The 17,006-nt window shown below is 38.7% G+C and carries 15 protein-coding genes; all 15 read left to right on the top strand.

The features are described from left to right. Positions 1-109 precede the first annotated feature (109 nt). The 15 genes from yqiS (at position 110) to ACK3CR_RS21620 (ending at position 16,975) form a co-directional block, all read left to right on the top strand. Positions 110-1,027, top strand: coding sequence for a phosphate butyryltransferase (yqiS, locus tag ACK3CR_RS21690; RefSeq protein WP_243517777.1), 918 nt, complete (start codon positions 110-112; stop codon positions 1,025-1,027). Continuing rightward, on the top strand, positions 1,027-2,130 hold the full coding sequence (gene bcd / locus ACK3CR_RS21685) for a Leu/Phe/Val dehydrogenase (RefSeq protein WP_243517779.1): 1,104 nt from the start codon (positions 1,027-1,029) through the stop codon (positions 2,128-2,130). The genes yqiS and bcd overlap by 1 nt, the downstream gene beginning before the upstream one ends. Before the next feature lie 118 nt (positions 2,131-2,248). Beyond that, a complete protein-coding gene (gene buk / locus ACK3CR_RS21680; RefSeq protein ID WP_410914307.1) occupies positions 2,249-3,355 on the top strand; it encodes a butyrate kinase in 1,107 nt (368 codons plus the stop codon). A 6-nt stretch (positions 3,356-3,361) separates the two neighbouring features. Next, complete coding sequence (gene lpdA / locus ACK3CR_RS21675) at positions 3,362-4,783, top strand: dihydrolipoyl dehydrogenase (protein WP_488976102.1); 1,422 nt, start codon at positions 3,362-3,364, stop codon at positions 4,781-4,783. An 18-nt stretch (positions 4,784-4,801) separates the two neighbouring features. Beyond that, positions 4,802-5,794, top strand: coding sequence for a thiamine pyrophosphate-dependent dehydrogenase E1 component subunit alpha (locus tag ACK3CR_RS21670; RefSeq protein WP_488976101.1), 993 nt, complete (start codon positions 4,802-4,804; stop codon positions 5,792-5,794). A gap of 13 nt (positions 5,795-5,807) precedes the next feature. Further along, the gene (locus tag ACK3CR_RS21665; RefSeq protein WP_019391564.1) at positions 5,808-6,791 is read left to right on the top strand and encodes an alpha-ketoacid dehydrogenase subunit beta; all 984 of its coding nucleotides are present in this window, start codon (positions 5,808-5,810) and stop codon (positions 6,789-6,791) included. 14 nt (positions 6,792-6,805) lie between these two features. Continuing rightward, entirely contained in the window at positions 6,806-8,065 is a 1,260-nt protein-coding gene (locus tag ACK3CR_RS21660; RefSeq protein WP_328122368.1) for a dihydrolipoamide acetyltransferase family protein, read from the top strand. A 77-nt stretch (positions 8,066-8,142) separates the two neighbouring features. Next, positions 8,143-9,828, top strand: a complete 1,686-nt coding sequence (locus ACK3CR_RS21655; protein ID WP_488976100.1) for a methylmalonyl-CoA mutase family protein — start codon at positions 8,143-8,145, stop codon at positions 9,826-9,828. Then, the gene (scpA, locus tag ACK3CR_RS21650; protein WP_488976099.1) at positions 9,792-11,921 is read left to right on the top strand and encodes a methylmalonyl-CoA mutase; all 2,130 of its coding nucleotides are present in this window, start codon (positions 9,792-9,794) and stop codon (positions 11,919-11,921) included. Before ACK3CR_RS21655 ends, scpA begins: the two co-directional genes overlap by 37 nt. Next, the gene (gene meaB, locus ACK3CR_RS21645) at positions 11,922-12,929 is read left to right on the top strand and encodes a methylmalonyl Co-A mutase-associated GTPase MeaB (RefSeq protein ID WP_243517799.1); all 1,008 of its coding nucleotides are present in this window, start codon (positions 11,922-11,924) and stop codon (positions 12,927-12,929) included. It begins immediately after the preceding gene. Positions 12,930-13,030: 101 nt separating this feature from the next. After that, entirely contained in the window at positions 13,031-13,468 is a 438-nt protein-coding gene (locus ACK3CR_RS21640; protein WP_061801918.1) for a BrxA/BrxB family bacilliredoxin, read from the top strand. A gap of 262 nt (positions 13,469-13,730) precedes the next feature. Beyond that, a complete protein-coding gene (locus ACK3CR_RS21635) occupies positions 13,731-14,486 on the top strand; it encodes a transporter substrate-binding domain-containing protein (protein WP_243520718.1) in 756 nt (251 codons plus the stop codon). A gap of 37 nt (positions 14,487-14,523) precedes the next feature. Next, positions 14,524-15,183 carry an amino acid ABC transporter permease gene (locus tag ACK3CR_RS21630; RefSeq protein ID WP_061801917.1) on the top strand — a complete coding sequence of 220 codons (660 nt, stop codon included), beginning with the start codon at positions 14,524-14,526 and terminating at the stop codon, positions 15,181-15,183. Next, on the top strand, positions 15,176-15,892 hold the full coding sequence (locus ACK3CR_RS21625; protein ID WP_243517802.1) for an amino acid ABC transporter ATP-binding protein: 717 nt from the start codon (positions 15,176-15,178) through the stop codon (positions 15,890-15,892). The genes ACK3CR_RS21630 and ACK3CR_RS21625 overlap by 8 nt, the downstream gene beginning before the upstream one ends. 129 nt (positions 15,893-16,021) lie before the next feature. Next, positions 16,022-16,975, top strand: a complete 954-nt coding sequence (locus ACK3CR_RS21620; RefSeq protein ID WP_243517806.1) for an aromatic acid exporter family protein — start codon at positions 16,022-16,024, stop codon at positions 16,973-16,975. Positions 16,976-17,006: the final 31 nt, after the last annotated feature.

Raw genomic sequence — 17,006 nt, 5'->3', positions numbered from 1 at the left:
AGTAGAGCAAATTTGCTCGTATCTCGTAAAAAACAAAGTAAGTTTACAACTTTCTGGTTGAGAAATCTTCACTTTGTTAAAACTTTAAACGAAAGGTAAAGGTTATTTTATGAGTACTCTCACAAGGCTGATTGCCCAAGCAAAAGAAAATAGAGTAACAGTAGCAGTAGCTGCTGCGGAAGATATGGAAGTTATCAAAGCTGTACGCGAAGCAAACAAGAATGAAGTAGCTCATTTTCAACTCTATGGCGATGAAAAAAAACTTCTTTCTTTGATAGAGCGTGTAGATTCTGATCTTTTGAACAACAAAGCGATTAATATTATTTCAGCAACATCTCCTGAAGAAGCAGCTTATAAAGCTGTTAAAGCTGTTCACAACAAGACAGCAGATGTTTTGATGAAGGGAAATATCCCTACTAAAACCATTTTGAAAGCAGCTTTAGATAAACAGTTTGGCTTGCGAACAAGTCGAGTATTGTCTCATGTTGCTTTGTTTGAAGTGCCGATATATGAACGACCAATCATTATTACAGATGCGGCAATGAATATTGCCCCAACTGTTTCGGAAAAAAGTCAAATCATTAAAAATGCAGTTTCTGTAGCTCATGCGATCGGTTTGGATTATCCAAAGGTAGCTGTTTTAGCAAGTGTTGAAGTTGTGAACCAAAACATGCCCGCAACCCTTCACGCAAAAGAGCTTGTAGAAATGTTTCAACAGGAAACAAATTGTTTTGTTGAAGGTCCCTTTGCACTTGACAATGCTATTTCGCCTTATGCTGCAGAGCATAAAGGGATTGGTGGAAAGGTGGCCGGTCGTGCCGATATTTTACTGGCTCCAAATATTGAGTCAGGGAATATTTTATACAAATCACTTATCTATTTCGCTAAAGCAAGAGTTGGCGCGATTATCGCTGGAGCAAAAGCTCCTATTGTTTTAACATCTAGAGCAGATTCAGCCGAGAGCAAACTTCATTCCCTAGCCTTAGCCATTTGTATTTCACAACATGAAAGCAGGGAGGAAACATGATGGGAATCTTCAGCTATATGGAGAAGTATGATTATGAACAGCTTGTTATCTGTCAAGATAAGCAGTCTGGCTTAAAAGCTGTTATTGCAATTCACGATACAACACTTGGTCCAGCATTAGGGGGGACAAGAATGTGGACGTACGCTTCTGAAGAAGATGCGATAGAAGATGCGCTCCGATTAGCGAGAGGAATGACATATAAAAATGCAGCAGCAGGCTTGAATCTAGGTGGAGGCAAGACTGTTATTATTGGGGATCCAAAAAAGGATAAAAATGAGGAAATGTTTCGAGCATTTGGTCGCTACATTCAAGGACTTAATGGTCGCTATATTACAGCAGAAGATGTTGGCACAACAGTAGAAGATATGGATATTATCTATCAAGAAACAAACTATGTCACAGGCATTTCTCCCGCGTTCGGTTCCTCTGGTAACCCTTCTCCTGTTACGGCATACGGAGTTTATAAAGGAATGAAAGCGGCAGTGAAAGCAGCATATGGAAGCGATAGTTTGGCAGGAAAAACAGTTGCCGTTCAAGGTGTTGGCAATGTGGCTTATCATCTTTGTAAACATCTTCATCATGAAGGTGCAAAGCTTATCGTGACAGATTTAAATAAAGAGGCTGTAAAACGCGTTGTGGAAGAGTTTCAGGCAAAAGCTGTTGAAATAGACGACATTTATAGTGTAGAATGCGATATTTACGCTCCTTGTGCGTTAGGTGCAACGCTTAATGATCAAACAATTCCCAAATTAAAAGCAAAAGTTATTGCAGGCGCTGCTAACAATCAGCTCAAAGAGTCTCGACACGGAGATGTTCTTCATACAATGGGAATCATTTATGCTCCTGACTATGTTATTAATGCAGGAGGAGTTATCAATGTTGCAGATGAACTAGAAGGCTATAACAGAGAGCGTGCTTTAAAAAAAGTAGAAGGCGTCTATGACAACATTGAAAGAGTATTATTAATCTCAGAGCGAGATAACATCCCTTCATACAAAGCAGCAGATCGCTTAGCAGAGGAGCGAATTGCTCGAATGAGAAATTCACGAAGCCAATTTCTACAAAATGAACATCATATATTAACGCGTCGCTCCAGAATGTAGAAAATTAGGGGGGAGATGGTGACGGCCTTATCCCCTCTTTCTCATTGGGAGAGGAGAATATTACATAGCTTATTTGAGCGTCACTTTACAATAAGGGGGATCTGCTTTGTCACAATCTATGTATCGAATACTCGTTATCAATCCTGGTTCAACATCAACAAAAATCGGGGTGTTTCACGATGAAGTACCGCTTTTTGAAGAAACGATTCGACATAATCAAGAAGAATTAGCTCCTTTTGAGACAATCAATGATCAGTATGATTTCAGAAAACAAAAGATTGTTGAGCTTCTTCATAGAGAAGGAATTAACTTATCAAAAATTGATGCCGTTTGTGCACGTGGTGGCTTATTACGTCCTATTGAAGGCGGTACGTATACCGTTAATGAAGCAATGCTAGAAGATTTGAAAGTAGGGTATGCAGGACAGCATGCTTCAAATTTAGGAGGCATTATTGCTCACCACATTGCTCAGTCACTAAATATTAAGGCTTATATTGTAGATCCAGTTGTAGTTGATGAACTAAGTGATCTAGCACGCGTTTCAGGACTTCCTGGTATTGAACGAACAAGTATTTTTCACGCTTTGAACCAAAAAGCAGTAGCAAGAAGATATGCCAAAACGGTTCATAAAAAGTATGAAGATCTTAACTTAATTATTGCTCATATGGGTGGAGGAATTACCGTTGGAGCACACAACCACGGAAAAGTCGTTGACGTAAATAATGGTCTTCACGGAGATGGTCCATTTAGTCCAGAGCGCGCAGGCACGGTTCCTGCTGGAGATTTAGTTCGCATTTGTTTTTCAGGAGAGTACTACCGTGAAGAAGTGATGAAAATGCTTGTTGGTCAAGGTGGACTTTATGGCCATCTTGGAACAAATGATGCAGTAAAAGTGATAGAGATGATTCGACAAGGAAATGAGAAAGCTCGCTTAATTTTTGAAGCTATGAGCTATGGAGTTGCAAAAGAAATCGGGTCTGCAAGCACTGTACTTAAAGGGAAAGTGGATGCCATTTTATTAACAGGCGGACTCGCATATGGAAAAGAGCTTGTAGCTGATATTACAGAACGAATAAGCTGGATAGCAGACGTTAGTGTATATCCTGGTGAAAACGAACTTCAAGCCTTAACAGAAGGAGCGCTTCGAGTGCTTCGAGGAGAAGAACGGGCAAAAAAATATCCAAAAGAAATAGAAGTGAATACAAATTTTTCAAAAAGAAGGTGAACTACGTTGTCAAAAGAGTACGATGTGGTCATTGTCGGAGGCGGAACAGGTGGGTATGTAGCAGCCATTCGCGCGTCACAGCTTGGCTTATCAACGGCAATTGTAGAAAAAAATAAACTTGGAGGAACATGCCTTCATGCAGGGTGTATTCCAAGCAAAGCGCTTTTAAAAAGTGCAGAAGTCTTTCAAACAGCTAAACATAGCGAAGATTATGGAATTCTTTCATCACAAGTGAAGCTTGACTTTTCAAAAGTTCAACAGCGAAAAGAACAAATTGTAGAAAAGCTTTATAGCGGTGTTCAATATTTGATGAAAAAAGGGAAAATTGACGTTTATGAAGGAACAGGCCGCATGCTTGGACCGTCCATCTTCTCGCCAATGGCAGGTTCTATTTCAGTAGAATTTGCAAACGGAGATGAAAACGAAGTACTCATTCCTAAAAACGTAATCTTAGCAACAGGTTCAAGACCTAATACACTACCAAACATTGATGTGGACGGAGAAAAAGTGATTACGTCAGATGAGGCGCTGAAAATGGAGAACCTGCCAACATCCATCATTATTGTTGGAGGAGGCGTAATTGGAGTCGAATGGGCCTCGATGTTATGTGACTTCGGAGTTTCGGTCACAATTGTAGAATATAGCGAACGTATTCTTCCAACAGAAGATGAGGATGTATCAAAAGAGATGCACCGTGCTTTAGTAAGCAGAGGAGTTGAAATTGTAACAGGAGCAGAAGTGCTGCCAGAAACGCTTCAAAAAGAAGCTGAAGTTGTAATTGAAGCTCAAACAAGTAATGGGAAGCAAACGTTTAAAGGTGAAAAACTTCTTTTATCTGTTGGAAGAAAAGCAAATACAGAAGGAATAGGGATCGAAAATACAAGCATTGAGCTTGATCGCGGTTTTATTATGACAAATGAATACTATCAAACGAAAGAATCACATATTTACGCGATTGGTGATGTTATCGGTGGTCTTCAGCTTGCACATGTTGCATCACATGAAGGAATAAAAGCAGTTGAACATATTGCTGGACGAACACCTATACTGATGCGTTCGAAAGATATCCCGAGATGTGTATACAGTTCACCACAGGCTGCAAGCGTTGGCTTAACAGAAGAAGAAGCCATTAAAAATGGATTTCAGGTGAAAATTGGAAAGTTTCCATTTCAAGCAGTTGGTAAAGCGCTGATCTCAGGGGAAGAATCAGGGTTTGCAAAGATCATTGCTGACAAGGAAACAGATGACATATTAGGTGTTCATCTTATTGGTCCAAATGTGACAGAGCTTATTTCAGAAGCAGGTTTAGCTAAAGTTCTTGATGCAACACCATGGGAAATGGCTCATGCGGTGCACCCGCATCCAAGTTTATCAGAAGTACTTGGTGAAGCAGCGCTTAGCGTTGATGGTAAAGCAATACACTTTTAATTTAAAGGAGGCGGTTATATGGCAGAGAATCGTCATAAATCACTTGGCTTAACAGATGAAAATGTTTTAGAAATGTACAGAACAATGCTCTTATCAAGAAAAATCGATGAGCGCATGTGGCTATTAAATAGAGCGGGGAAAATTCCGTTTGTTATTTCATGTCAAGGACAGGAAGCAACGCAAATCGGAGCGGCGTATGCGCTCAATCGGGAAGAAGATTACATTTCGCCGTATTATCGTGATTTAGGTGTTGTACTTGCATTTGGAATGACAACTCGTGATTTAATGCTTGCAAGCTTTGCAAAAGGTGAAGATCCAAACTCAGGGGGACGCCAGATGCCTGGTCACTTTGGCAGTAAAAAGCACCGCATTGTTACAGGCTCTTCTCCTGTAACAACTCAGGTTCCGCATGCAGTAGGAATTGCGCTTGGGGCGAAGATGCAGGGGAAAAACTTCGTATCGTTTGTAACATTTGGAGAAGGCTCTTCAAATCAAGGAGATTTTCATGAAGGAGCAAACTTTGCAGGCGTTCATAAGTTACCTGTTATTTTAATGTGTGAAAATAATAAATACGCGATTTCTGTTCCAACAGATAAGCAATTAGGATGTGAGAAAGTATCTGATCGTGCGGCTGGGTACGGAATGCCTGGTTATACAGTAGACGGGACAGATGTTTTTGATGTTTATGAAGCAACGAAAAGAGCGGCTGATCGGGCACGAAGTGGGGAAGGACCAACACTAATTGAAGCTGTTTCACATCGTCTAACGGCTCACTCAAGTGATGATGATGATAAAAGCTATCGTGCAAAAGAAGAGCTTGAAGCAGCAAAACAAGATGATCCAGTTGTTAAATTCGCAACATATTTACGTGAAGAAGGACTTCTAACAGACGAAAAAGAAGAAGAGCTGCTAAAAGAAATCATGGATATTATAAATGATGCAACAGACTATGCTGAAAAAGCAGCATATGCTGATGGAGAGCATGCTTTGAAATACGTATACGGTGAGTAGAGGAGGAAGAAAAATGCCGGTAATTTCTTATATTGAAGCTATTACAGCCGCAATGAGAGAAGAGATGGAAAGAGATGAAAAAGTATTTTTATTAGGAGAAGATGTAGGTGTAAAAGGAGGCGTATTTAAAGCTTCACAAGGGCTTTATGAAAAATTTGGAGAAGCTCGCGTACTGGATACGCCACTTGCCGAATCTGCTATTGCAGGGGTTGGAATAGGGGCGGCAATGTATGGAATGCGTCCGATTGCTGAAATGCAGTTTGCAGATTTTATTATGCCTGCTGTAAACCAAATTATTTCAGAAGCAGCGAAAATTCGCTATCGCTCTAACAATGATTGGAATTGTCCGATTACAATTCGTGCTCCTTATGGAGGCGGTGTTCACGGTGCCCTTTACCACTCCCAATCTGTTGAAGCAGTTTTCGCTAATCAGCCTGGTCTTAAGATTGTCATGCCTTCAACACCGTATGATGTGAAAGGGATGCTAAAAGCTGCTATTAGAGATGATGATCCTGTTCTGTTTTTAGAGCATAAGCGTGCATATCGCTTAATTAAAGGAGAAGTTCCAGAAGAAGAGTACGTTGTGCCACTTGATAAAGCAGACGTTAAGCGTGAAGGAGAAGATATTACGGTCATTACATATGGCCTTTGCGTTCATTTTGCACTTCAAGCAGCAGAAAAGCTGGCAGCAGACGGTATTTCTGTTCATGTTTTGGATTTAAGAACGGTTTACCCATTAGATAAAGAAGCAATTATTGAAGCAGCTTCTAAAACAGGAAAAGTGCTGCTTGTAACAGAGGATAATCTAGAAGGAAGCATTATTGGAGAAGTATCGGCTATCATTGCAGAAAATTGTTTGTTTGATCTTGATGCACCAATTAAACGTTTAGCAGGACCAGATGTTCCGGCAATGCCGTATGCTCCAACAATGGAAAAATTCTTTATGATGAATCCAGATAAAATTGAAAAAGCAATGCGTGAGCTTGCAGAGTTTTAAAAGGAGGGAAAAGAATGGCAATCGAAAAAATGACGATGCCACAGCTCGGTGAAAGCGTCACAGAAGGAACCATTTCATCGTGGCTTATTTCTGCCGGTGACACAGTTCAAAAATACGATCCTATTGCAGAAGTAACAACAGATAAAGTAACAGCAGAAGTTCCCTCAAGCTTTGAAGGGAAAATTACAGAAATTGTTGCAAAAGAAGGGGAAACAATTCCTGTTGGCGAAACTATTTGTTATATCGAAGTAGAAGGATCTTCAGCTGAGAATAAAGAAGAGACAGCTGAGAAACCAAGCGAAAAAGAAAGCGAAAAACCAAAAGACGAGAGTGCGAAAACGCGCTATTCACCAGCAGTTCTGCGCCTTTCACAAGAACATAATATTGATTTAACAAAGGTTGTAGGGACAGGTGCTGGTGGCCGTATTACACGTAAAGATATAACAAAAATCATTAATAGCGGCGGTGTCAAATCTGAGACTTCCGTACCTGATACAAAGCCAAAACAAGAATCAAACGTCGAGAAAACACCTGAACCACCTAAAATAACAGAAAGCACACCTTTTTCTGTTAGCAATGGAGACAAGGAAATTCCGCTTACTTCTGTTCGTAAAGCTATTGCTTCTAATATGGTTCGCAGCAAACATGAAGCACCTCATGCTTGGACAATGGTTGAAGTTGATGCAACAAACCTTGTTAATTATCGTGAGAGCGTAAAAGCTTCCTTCCGTGAAAAAGAAGGCATCAATTTAACGTTCTTTGCTTTCTTCGTAAAAGCTGTTGCGCAAGCTCTTAAAGAATTCCCAGAAGTGAATTCAATGTGGGCAGGAGATAAGATTGTCCAAAAAAGAGATGTTAACATTTCGATTGCTGTAGCAACAGATGATGCCTTATATGTTCCAGTCATTAAACATGCTGATGAAAAAACAATTAAAGGCATTGCACGGGAAATTAGTGAGTTAGCAGCTAAGACGCGTAGCGGAAAGCTCACTTCAGACGATATGACAGGTGGGACATTTACAGTGAACAATACAGGTTCATTTGGTTCTGTTCAGTCTATGGGAATTATTAATTACCCACAAGCAGCTATTTTACAAGTTGAAACAATTGTTAAGCGTCCTGTTGTAATCAATAATATGATTGCAATTCGCGATATGGTAAACATTTGCTTATCGTTAGATCATCGTGTCTTAGACGGTCTTGTTTGCGGAAGATTTCTAGCGCGAATTAAAGAAATTATTGAAAACATTTCATCCGAGACAGCTCTTTACTAAAAGTTCTCAAAACAAGAAAGATAGCTTATATAAGCTATCTTTCTTTATCATAGAGAATAAAGAAGGAGGAAAATGTGATGAAGCAAAATGAAAGCGTTTTAGAGAATGCTTGGCTTTCACTAGCTAAAAAAACATTAAAAGATAGAGAATGGGAGTCTATTTGTTCACAGACCCTTGATTCAATCAAAATTGAACCACTTTACTGGAAGGGAGCGGCTCCATCCCTTTTTACAAGAACACACCGTTCTAGTCCGTATAGTGAACAGCCATGGAGGATTGCACTCATACCAGAAGACTTTTCGTCTTATCAACGTGACGGAGAGGAAGCTCGTTTTCTTTACTTACATGAAAACATTGACGCATCGCCATATCTAGAAAATATAAGAAAAAAAGATTCCTATTTTTTTATTAAGCAACCTTCTTTAAATTTAGCTTCTTTTCTTCAAAAATACGCTTCCCTACAAATGAAAGGCATCATTGGGAGCGACCCGCTTGGTGAATATTATGCTTCAGCTTCTTTTTTATTAGAGAAAGCTTATGACGAGCTTTTGCCTCTTTTTTATATTGATAGAGAAGAAAGTAGGAAACTGCTTATTGTAGATGCCTCTACATATGAACAGGATGGAGCAACCGTTACTCAGCAGCTTGCAAGTGCTATTGCTGTTGCGTGTGATTATATAGATGCTTTTGCAAAACGCGGAATATCGCCTGAAAAAACCGCACAAAAAATAGCATTCACTTTTTCTATAGGTAACGAATTTTTTCAAGAAATAGCAAAAATCAGGGCGTTTCGAACGCTTTGGATTCATCTTCTAGAATGTTTTCACATTCCTAATTCAACTTCTATCTTTCCACATATTCATGCTAAAACATCTTCTCGTAATAAAACAGCCTACATGACTTATACAAACTTACTTCGTACAACAACAGAATCTCTTTCAGCTCTATTAGGAGGAGTGGACAGTTTATATATTGAGCCTTATGAGCGAAACTCGCCTCTTGGGGTTCGGATGGCTCTTAACCTTCATCACATTCTTTATTATGAAACAGGAATTTCCTGCGTATTAGATGGAGGTGGAGGATCTTATTATCTTGAAAATTTAACAGCAGAGTTTGCCGAAAAAGCTTGGAGTCATTTTCAAACAATCGAAAAAGATGGAGGAATGGCTAATACGTTAAAAAAAGGAACATGGCAGCGAGAAATAGCGATTATACATGATAAAGAGCAAAGGGAAATCCAAAAGGGAAATATTACAATTGTAGGGACAACAGATTATATAAACGGAACGGAAAATCCATCGCTCTTTATTTTAAATGAAAACAGAAGAGCATTTCCTTATGAAAAACTAAGAAGCAGCATATTAGCCACCTTGCCACCTTCTAAACGACACATTACACTATTACTTCTTCATAAAGAGCAGGAAGAAATCACATTTTTTTCTAGAATATTTACATCTGTTGGATTTACGGTGCAGGAAAGTGCAGTGTTATCGACAGTAGAAGATTTAAAAAGCTTTTTAAAAGAAGATTTTTCACCTTTCTATATTTTATGCGGAAAGAATGAACTGTATCAACAGTTCGACCTTCCTTCTGTTTTTCAGTTTGATAAACGAATTGTTTTTGCATTGGATGAAGTACCTAGAAAATCCAGCCTCTTTCTATGTAAAGAAGAGGATATTTTATCAAAGCTTGCTTTGTTTATAGAAACGTTGAAAGGAGACGAAGCATGTACAAAAGACCTTCCTTCAAAAAACCGTTCTTAATACATGAAGAGAAGATTTTACCCGTATCTCTTAAAACAAGAAAAACAGTGGAAAACATTGATATTTACACCATGTATATGGAAGAGAACTTTGAACATCTTCATACAGCGCCAGGAGTTTCTCCATATGTGAGAGGTCCATATCCTACAATGTATACAACAAAGCCTTGGACAATAAGACAGTATGCAGGTTACTCTACAGCTGAGGAAAGCAATGCCTTCTACAAGCGAAACCTTGCAGGGGGACAAAAAGGGCTTAGCATTGCCTTTGATCTTGCAACACATCGAGGATATGATTCTGATCATCCTCGTGTTGAAAGTGATGTTGGCAAAGCAGGAGTTGCGGTTGACTCCATTTTGGATATGAAAATCTTATTTGACGGCATTCCTCTTGATAAGATGTCTGTTTCGATGACAATGAACGGTGCAGTGCTTCCTGTTATGGCTTTTTATATTGTAGTTGCTGAGGAAGCAGGAGTTGAGCGTGCGAAGCTTTCTGGTACAATTCAAAACGATATTTTAAAAGAGTATATGGTTCGCAATACTTACATTTATCCTCCAACGATGTCAATGAAAATTATTGCCGATATTTTCTCCTACACATCTAAACATATGCCGAAGTTTAATAGCATTAGCATTTCAGGATATCATATGCAAGAAGCAGGAGCCCCAGCAGACGTTGAGCTCGCTTACACCCTAGCAAATGGTTTAGAGTACGTTAAAACAGGAATAGAAGCTGGTATTGATATTGACTCTTTTGCTCCAAGATTGTCTTTTTTCTGGGGAATTGGCATGAATTATTTTATGGAGATAGCTAAGATGAGAGCCGCGCGTTTTCTATGGGCGGAGTTGATTGGGCCGTTTTCGCCGAAAAATCCAAAATCACTTATGCTCCGGACACATTCACAAACATCAGGATGGAGTTTAACAGCACAAGATCCGTTTAACAATGTAGCAAGAACGTGTCTTGAAGCTCTTTCTGCAGTTTTGGGTGGTACACAATCTCTTCACACAAATGCGCTTGATGAAGCAATTGCACTTCCAACTGACTTTTCAGCCGAGATTGCTCGAACAACTCAGCTTTATCTCCGAGAAGAGACAGGAATCACAAATGTGATTGATCCATGGGGCGGTTCTTACTATGTTGAAAAATTAACAAATGAGCTTATTATGCGAGCGAGAGAGCATCTAAAAGAAATGAATGAACTTGGCGGCATGTTAAAAGCCATTGAAGCAGGATGGCCTAAGCTAAAAATTGAAGAAGGGGCTGCAAGACGTCAAGCCCAAATTGATTCAGGTGAAGAAGTGATTGTCGGCGTTAATAAATATAAAAATGAAAACGAAGATCCGCTTGAGATTTTAAAAATTGACAACACGAAAGTAAGAGAAAAGCAGATGGCTAGGCTACAAACACTAAAAAGAGAACGGAATGAAGAAGGAGTAAACAAAACGCTCTCTCTTTTAACAAATGCAGCCGAAACAGGAAAGGGAAATTTACTAGAGCTTGCTGTTGAGGCTGCTAGAGCGCGAGCAACGCTCGGTGAAATTTCGTACGCTATTGAAAAAACGAGTGGCCGTTTTCAAGCTGTAACAAAATCAGTCAGCGGTGTTTATAGCCAATCATTTTCAGAAAAAGAGAAGATTGCAAATGTTCGTAAGCAAACTTCTCTATTTTACGAAGAAGAAGGAAGAAGACCACGTATTTTAATCGCGAAAATGGGGCAAGACGGACATGACAGAGGCGCAAAAGTCATCGGCAGTGCTTTTGCAGATTTAGGATTTGATGTTGACATTGGTCCTCTTTTCCAAACACCTGAAGAGACAGCTTGTCAAGCAATTGAAAATGACGTTCATGTTATCGGAATGAGCTCGCTTGCAGCAGGACATACAACATTACTTCCCAAATTAATGAGCGAGTTAAAAGCACAAGGACGGGAAGATATTGTTGTTATTGTAGGTGGAGTGATTCCAAAGGAAGATTACGCTTTTTTATATAAAGAAGGAGCAGCTACTATTTTTGGGCCTGGAACCGTGATTCCGGAAGCTGCTGAAAACGTATTAAAAGAGATTATAAAAAGAATTGAGGGAGAGTAGGTGAGGAAGAAAACGGTTAGTGAATATATAGAAGGAATTAAAAATGGCGATCGCGCTCTCTTAGCTCAAACCATTACGCTTATAGAAAGTAATGCGGCAAAACATAGAAAAAAGGCCGAAGCTATTCTAAAAGCTATTCACCATCTTTCTGGAAACTCGATTAGAATTGGGGTAAGCGGCGTTCCTGGCGCAGGAAAAAGTACGTTTATTGAAACGCTTGGAACATATCTTTGTAACAATGGATATCATGTTGCTGTATTGGCAGTTGACCCGAGCAGCACTGTTTCAGGAGGAAGTATTTTAGGAGATAAAACAAGAATGAGTGAATTAGCAAGAAACAAGAGAGCGTTTATTAGACCGTCTCCATCTGGTGGAAAGCTTGGTGGCGTTCACTATAAAACGAGAGAAAGCATCCTTTTATGTGAAGCAGCAGGATATGACGTTATTTTTGTTGAAACAGTAGGAGTTGGGCAAGGTGAGACAGAAGTTCGAGAGCTTGTTGATTTTTTCATTCTGCTTGTTTTAACAGGAGGAGGAGACGAGCTTCAACAGATGAAACGAGGAATTTTAGAGCTTGCAGATCTTCTATGTGTTCATAAAGCGGATGGGAATAATAAACAACAAGCGCTCCTCACTCGAAAAGAGTATGAGCTTTCTCTTCATTTATTGCATAGCAATCAAGATGGATGGGAGCCTAAAGCTGTTTCGTGCTCTTCATTAGATAATGAAGGAATAGAAGAAATATGGAATATCATTTGTGAGTTTAAAACATACATGAAAGAAAGACATCTTTTTTACGAAAATAGAATGAAGCAGTCAAATGTTTGGTTAGAAAGTCTTGTGAGAGAGTATTTATGGAATTCTTTTTATGAAAATGAAGAAGTGAAAAAATATTTTTATGATATTCAAACAAGAACGGAGCATGGAAGCTTAACCGCACTAGAGGGAGCATATGAGCTTATTCACCTTTATGAAAAAAGGACCGATAAAAATGAACGATGTGACTAATCCATTCTCATTGTGTTCTTTTATAAAAGTTGCTAAGATAAAGAGAAAAGACTCGTTTAAAGCGTTAGAGAAAAACGGTCAATAAGGAGGAACAGCACACAATGGATTTGAATTTCAATTTATTTATGAATGACGTTGTCAGACAAGCACGTCAAGAGGCAGTAGCCGCAGGATATACTGAGCTTACAACGCCAGAAGACGTCGAAGATACATTTGCTCAATCAGGAACAACTCTTGTTCTTGTGAATTCTGTTTGTGGGTGTGCAGGCGGCATTGCTCGTCCAGCAGCAGCTCACTCTGTTCACTATGACAAACGTCCAACGCGTCTTGTTACGGTTTTTGCTGGTCAAGATAAGGAAGCAACAGCACGCGCTCGTGAGTATTTTACAGACTATCCGCCATCATCTCCATCATTTGCTCTTTTAAAAGATGGAAAACTTGTTTCAATGGTTGAAAGACATGAAATCGAAGGACATGAACCAATGCAAGTTGTAATGAAGCTGCAAGAAGCATTTGAAAAACACTGTGAGGAAGTATAAATAGTTTTGTAGAAGAACGATGATTATCGTTCTTCTTTTTTTTGCATAAAATTACTACTTTTATAAGTGTGCTCCTTAAATATCTAATATAGAAGGGTGTTAATTGGTTGTTATATGAGGGAATCTATGAAAAAACAAATTTATATTTAAAAAATATATTGCATAATTATAAAGTTCCGTTATAATACAAAATATATAGTAGAATAATAAAAGTTATCAAATCATATGATTAATTATTTATATTTTAGGGGGATTTATCGTGATGAAGAAATGGTCTTTATTATTTGTATTCGTATTAATCGTTGGCCTTCTTTCAGCGTGCGGAAGCAAGGAAAATAGCGAAGATAAAAAAGTATTAGTTATGGGAACGTCAGCAGACTACCCTCCGTTTGAATATGTAGATACAGGTAAAAGTGAAGAAGTTGTCGGTTTTGACATTGATCTTGCTAAAATGGTAGCAAAAGAGCTTGGATATAAAGTAGAAGTAAAAGATATGGAATTTAACGGACTTATTACAGCCTTAAAATCAGATCAAGTTGATTTCGTATTATCAGGTATGACACCAACTGAGAAGCGTAAAAAGAACGTTGATTTCTCAGAAATTTATTACACAAACAAAAACATGATTGTAACAACGGATAAAAGCATTAAATCAATTGAAGATTTAAAAGGAAAAACAGTTGGAGTTCAAACTTCTTCTATTCAAGAAGATGCAGCAAAAGAAGCGAAGAAAAGCGTTAATCTAACAATTGAATCACGCGATCGTATTCCACAGCTTGTATCAGAGATGAAAGCGGGACGTTTTGACGCAGCCATTATTGAAGATAATGTTGCAAAAGGGTATTTAGAAAAAGATAAAGAATTAAACGGTACTGTGATGGAAGGCGGAGATGATGCAGGAATGGCAATGGCTTTCCCAAAAGACAGTGAATTAACAAAAGAATTTAACCGCGTTCTAAAAGAAAAACAAGAGAACGGTGAAGTTGATAAACTAATTCAAAAGTGGTTCAACAACTAATGAAAGACGAAGAAAAGAGTAGAGAGGAAGGGATACAATGAATCTGGATTTCCAACAGCTCGGACCTTCCATCTCTTACATTTTACAAGGGATACAGGTTACGCTACAGATTGTTGTTTTAGCCGCTTTAATCGGCTTTGTATTCGGAATTATCCTAGCACTATGTAAGATTAGTAGATTTAAAGTTCTTGCTTGGCTTGCAAATATTTATACATCTGTTTTTCGAGGAACGCCACTTGTATTACAGCTTATTATTATTTATACAGGTCTTCCTGAATTAACAGGAATCAAAATTGAAGCATATCCAGCAGCGGTGGCCGCTTTTGCTTTAAACTCTGCTGCCTATATTTCAGAAATTATCCGTGCAGGCATCCAAGCGGTTGACAAAGGTCAAACAGAAGCCGCAATGGCTTTAGGAGTTCCGCCTCAAAAAACATTACGACACATTATTTTGCCACAAGCACTGAAAAACATTTTACCAGCGCTTATGAACGAATTTATTTCATTAACAAAAGAATCGGCAATTGTAACCGTAATTGGTGTTACAGATGTTATGCGTAGAGCGTATATCGTTGGAGGAGATTTGTACTCTTACTTAGAGCCGCTTCTAGTAGCTGGTCTTATCTACTATGTGATGGTTATGATTTTAACGCTTCTCGGAAGAAAGCTCGAGGGGAGATTGAAGAAAAGTGATTAAGGTTGAAAATTTACACAAATCGTTCGGTAAAACACATGTATTGAAAGGAATTACAACAGAAATTAAAAACGGGGAAGTTTTGGCAATCATTGGACCTTCTGGTTCAGGGAAATCAACGTTCCTTCGCTGCCTTAACTTACTTGAAAAACCATCTGATGGGCTTGTGGAAATTAACGGGGAACAGATAACGGAGAAAAATGCGATGAAAATTCGTCAAAATATTGGCATGGTATTTCAGCATTTTCATCTTTTTCCACACAAAACAGTGTTAGAGAATGTAACGTATGCACCTATTAATGTTAAAGGCGTTGGAAAAGAATCGGCAATCAAGTTAGGAAAAGAACTTCTTGAAAAGGTAGGTTTGGCAAATAAAGCAGACGCTTATCCAAACAGACTTTCAGGAGGACAAAAACAGCGTGTTGCGATTGCAAGAGCGCTTGCAATGGAGCCTGAAGCCATTCTTTTTGATGAACCAACATCAGCTCTTGATCCTGAGATGGTAAAAGAGGTGCTCGAAGTTATGAAATCTCTTGCCCAAACAGGCATGACGATGGCGATTGTTACACATGAAATGGGGTTTGCTCGTGAAGTAGCTGACAGAGTTTTCTTTTTAGATAACGGTCTTCTTGTCGAAGAAGGAGAACCTGAAGCGTTTTTCACAGCACCAAAAACAGAAAGAGCGCAGGAATTTTTAGAAAAAGTTTTATAAAAGGGGGAGTTACTTTATGAAGTAACTCCCTTTTTATTTTAGAATATGAAAGAGAACCTATTGCACGTTTTTTGATTCCGTGATACAAATTGAAAGAAGTTATTTTAAACTTATAGGAGTATGCAAAACATGAAATTTCGAATTGGCTATCGTACGCTGAAAACAGCAGTTGGAACAGGGCTTGCGATTTTTATTGCTCAGCTTTTGTCCCTTGATAATTTTGTTTCAGCAGGGATTTTGACGATCCTTTGTGTGAAAAGTTCAACAAGGCAATCTGTTCAAAGTGCATGGTCACGTCTTGTGGCATGTATGGTTGCGATGGGTTTTTCTTTTATCTTCTTTGAGCTAATCGGGTATAACCCAGCCTCAATTGGTCTTCTTCTTCTTTTCTTTATTCCAACAACGGTTCTCTTAAAAGTTAGTGAAGGAATTGTAACAAGTTCTGTTATTATCTTGCATATTTACTCATTTGGTGAAGTGACATGGCGTATTATCTTAAATGAGACAGGAATTATTTTAACAGGAATTGGTGTAGCACTCATAGCTAACCTCTACATGCCAAGCTTAGATCGACAGCTCAAAACATATCAACGCCAAATCGAAGATAATTTCAAGAAAATATTAGGCGAGATGGCATCTTACTTACAAAAGAATGAAAGTCAGTGGATGGGACAGGAGATTACCGAAACAGCTAACATTTTAGCAAAAGCAAAAAGTTTGTCTTTTAGGGATGTTGAAAATCATTTTCGACGCACCGAAAATTACTATTATCACTATTTCAAGACGCGTGAAAAACAGTTCGAAATTATTGAACGCATTCTACCTGTTGTTACATCAATTGAACCAATGGTCGAACAGCGTCATATGATTGGAGCGTTTATGGAAGAACTTAGTCTTTCCATTCATCCAGGAAACACAGCAAAGCTGTTTTTACTGAAGCTTGAAAGTCTTGCAAAAGAATTTCAAAAGATGCCGCTTCCCCAAACGCGTGAAGAATTTGAAGCACGGGCACAGCTTTACAGGTTTATGAAAGAGATGGAGCAATATTTAATAGCAAAAGAATCATTAAAAGTAGACATATAAAAAGCAAGCCGAAAAGGCTTGCTTTTTTTTG

It is taken from the genome of Priestia sp. TRM10 (assembly GCF_057808375.1).
This window is presented reverse-complemented; position numbering and strand designations above follow the sequence as displayed.

Bases quoted from the DNA above. Each gene is read 5' to 3' on its own strand.
- yqiS (WP_243517777.1), top strand. From the start codon at position 110: ATGAGTACTCTCACAAGGCTGATTGCCCAAGCAAAAGAAAATAGAGTA.
- bcd (WP_243517779.1), top strand. From the start codon at position 1,027: ATGGGAATCTTCAGCTATATGGAGAAGTATGATTATGAACAGCTTGTT.
- buk (WP_410914307.1), top strand. From the start codon at position 2,249: ATGTATCGAATACTCGTTATCAATCCTGGTTCAACATCAACAAAAATC.
- ACK3CR_RS21670 (WP_488976101.1), top strand. From the start codon at position 4,802: ATGGCAGAGAATCGTCATAAATCACTTGGCTTAACAGATGAAAATGTT.
- ACK3CR_RS21665 (WP_019391564.1), top strand. From the start codon at position 5,808: ATGCCGGTAATTTCTTATATTGAAGCTATTACAGCCGCAATGAGAGAA.
- ACK3CR_RS21660 (WP_328122368.1), top strand. From the start codon at position 6,806: ATGGCAATCGAAAAAATGACGATGCCACAGCTCGGTGAAAGCGTCACA.
- ACK3CR_RS21655 (WP_488976100.1), top strand. From the start codon at position 8,143: ATGAAGCAAAATGAAAGCGTTTTAGAGAATGCTTGGCTTTCACTAGCT.
- scpA (WP_488976099.1), top strand. From the start codon at position 9,792: ATGTACAAAAGACCTTCCTTCAAAAAACCGTTCTTAATACATGAAGAG.
- ACK3CR_RS21640 (WP_061801918.1), top strand. From the start codon at position 13,031: ATGGATTTGAATTTCAATTTATTTATGAATGACGTTGTCAGACAAGCA.
- ACK3CR_RS21635 (WP_243520718.1), top strand. From the start codon at position 13,731: ATGAAGAAATGGTCTTTATTATTTGTATTCGTATTAATCGTTGGCCTT.
- ACK3CR_RS21630 (WP_061801917.1), top strand. From the start codon at position 14,524: ATGAATCTGGATTTCCAACAGCTCGGACCTTCCATCTCTTACATTTTA.
- ACK3CR_RS21620 (WP_243517806.1), top strand. From the start codon at position 16,022: ATGAAATTTCGAATTGGCTATCGTACGCTGAAAACAGCAGTTGGAACA.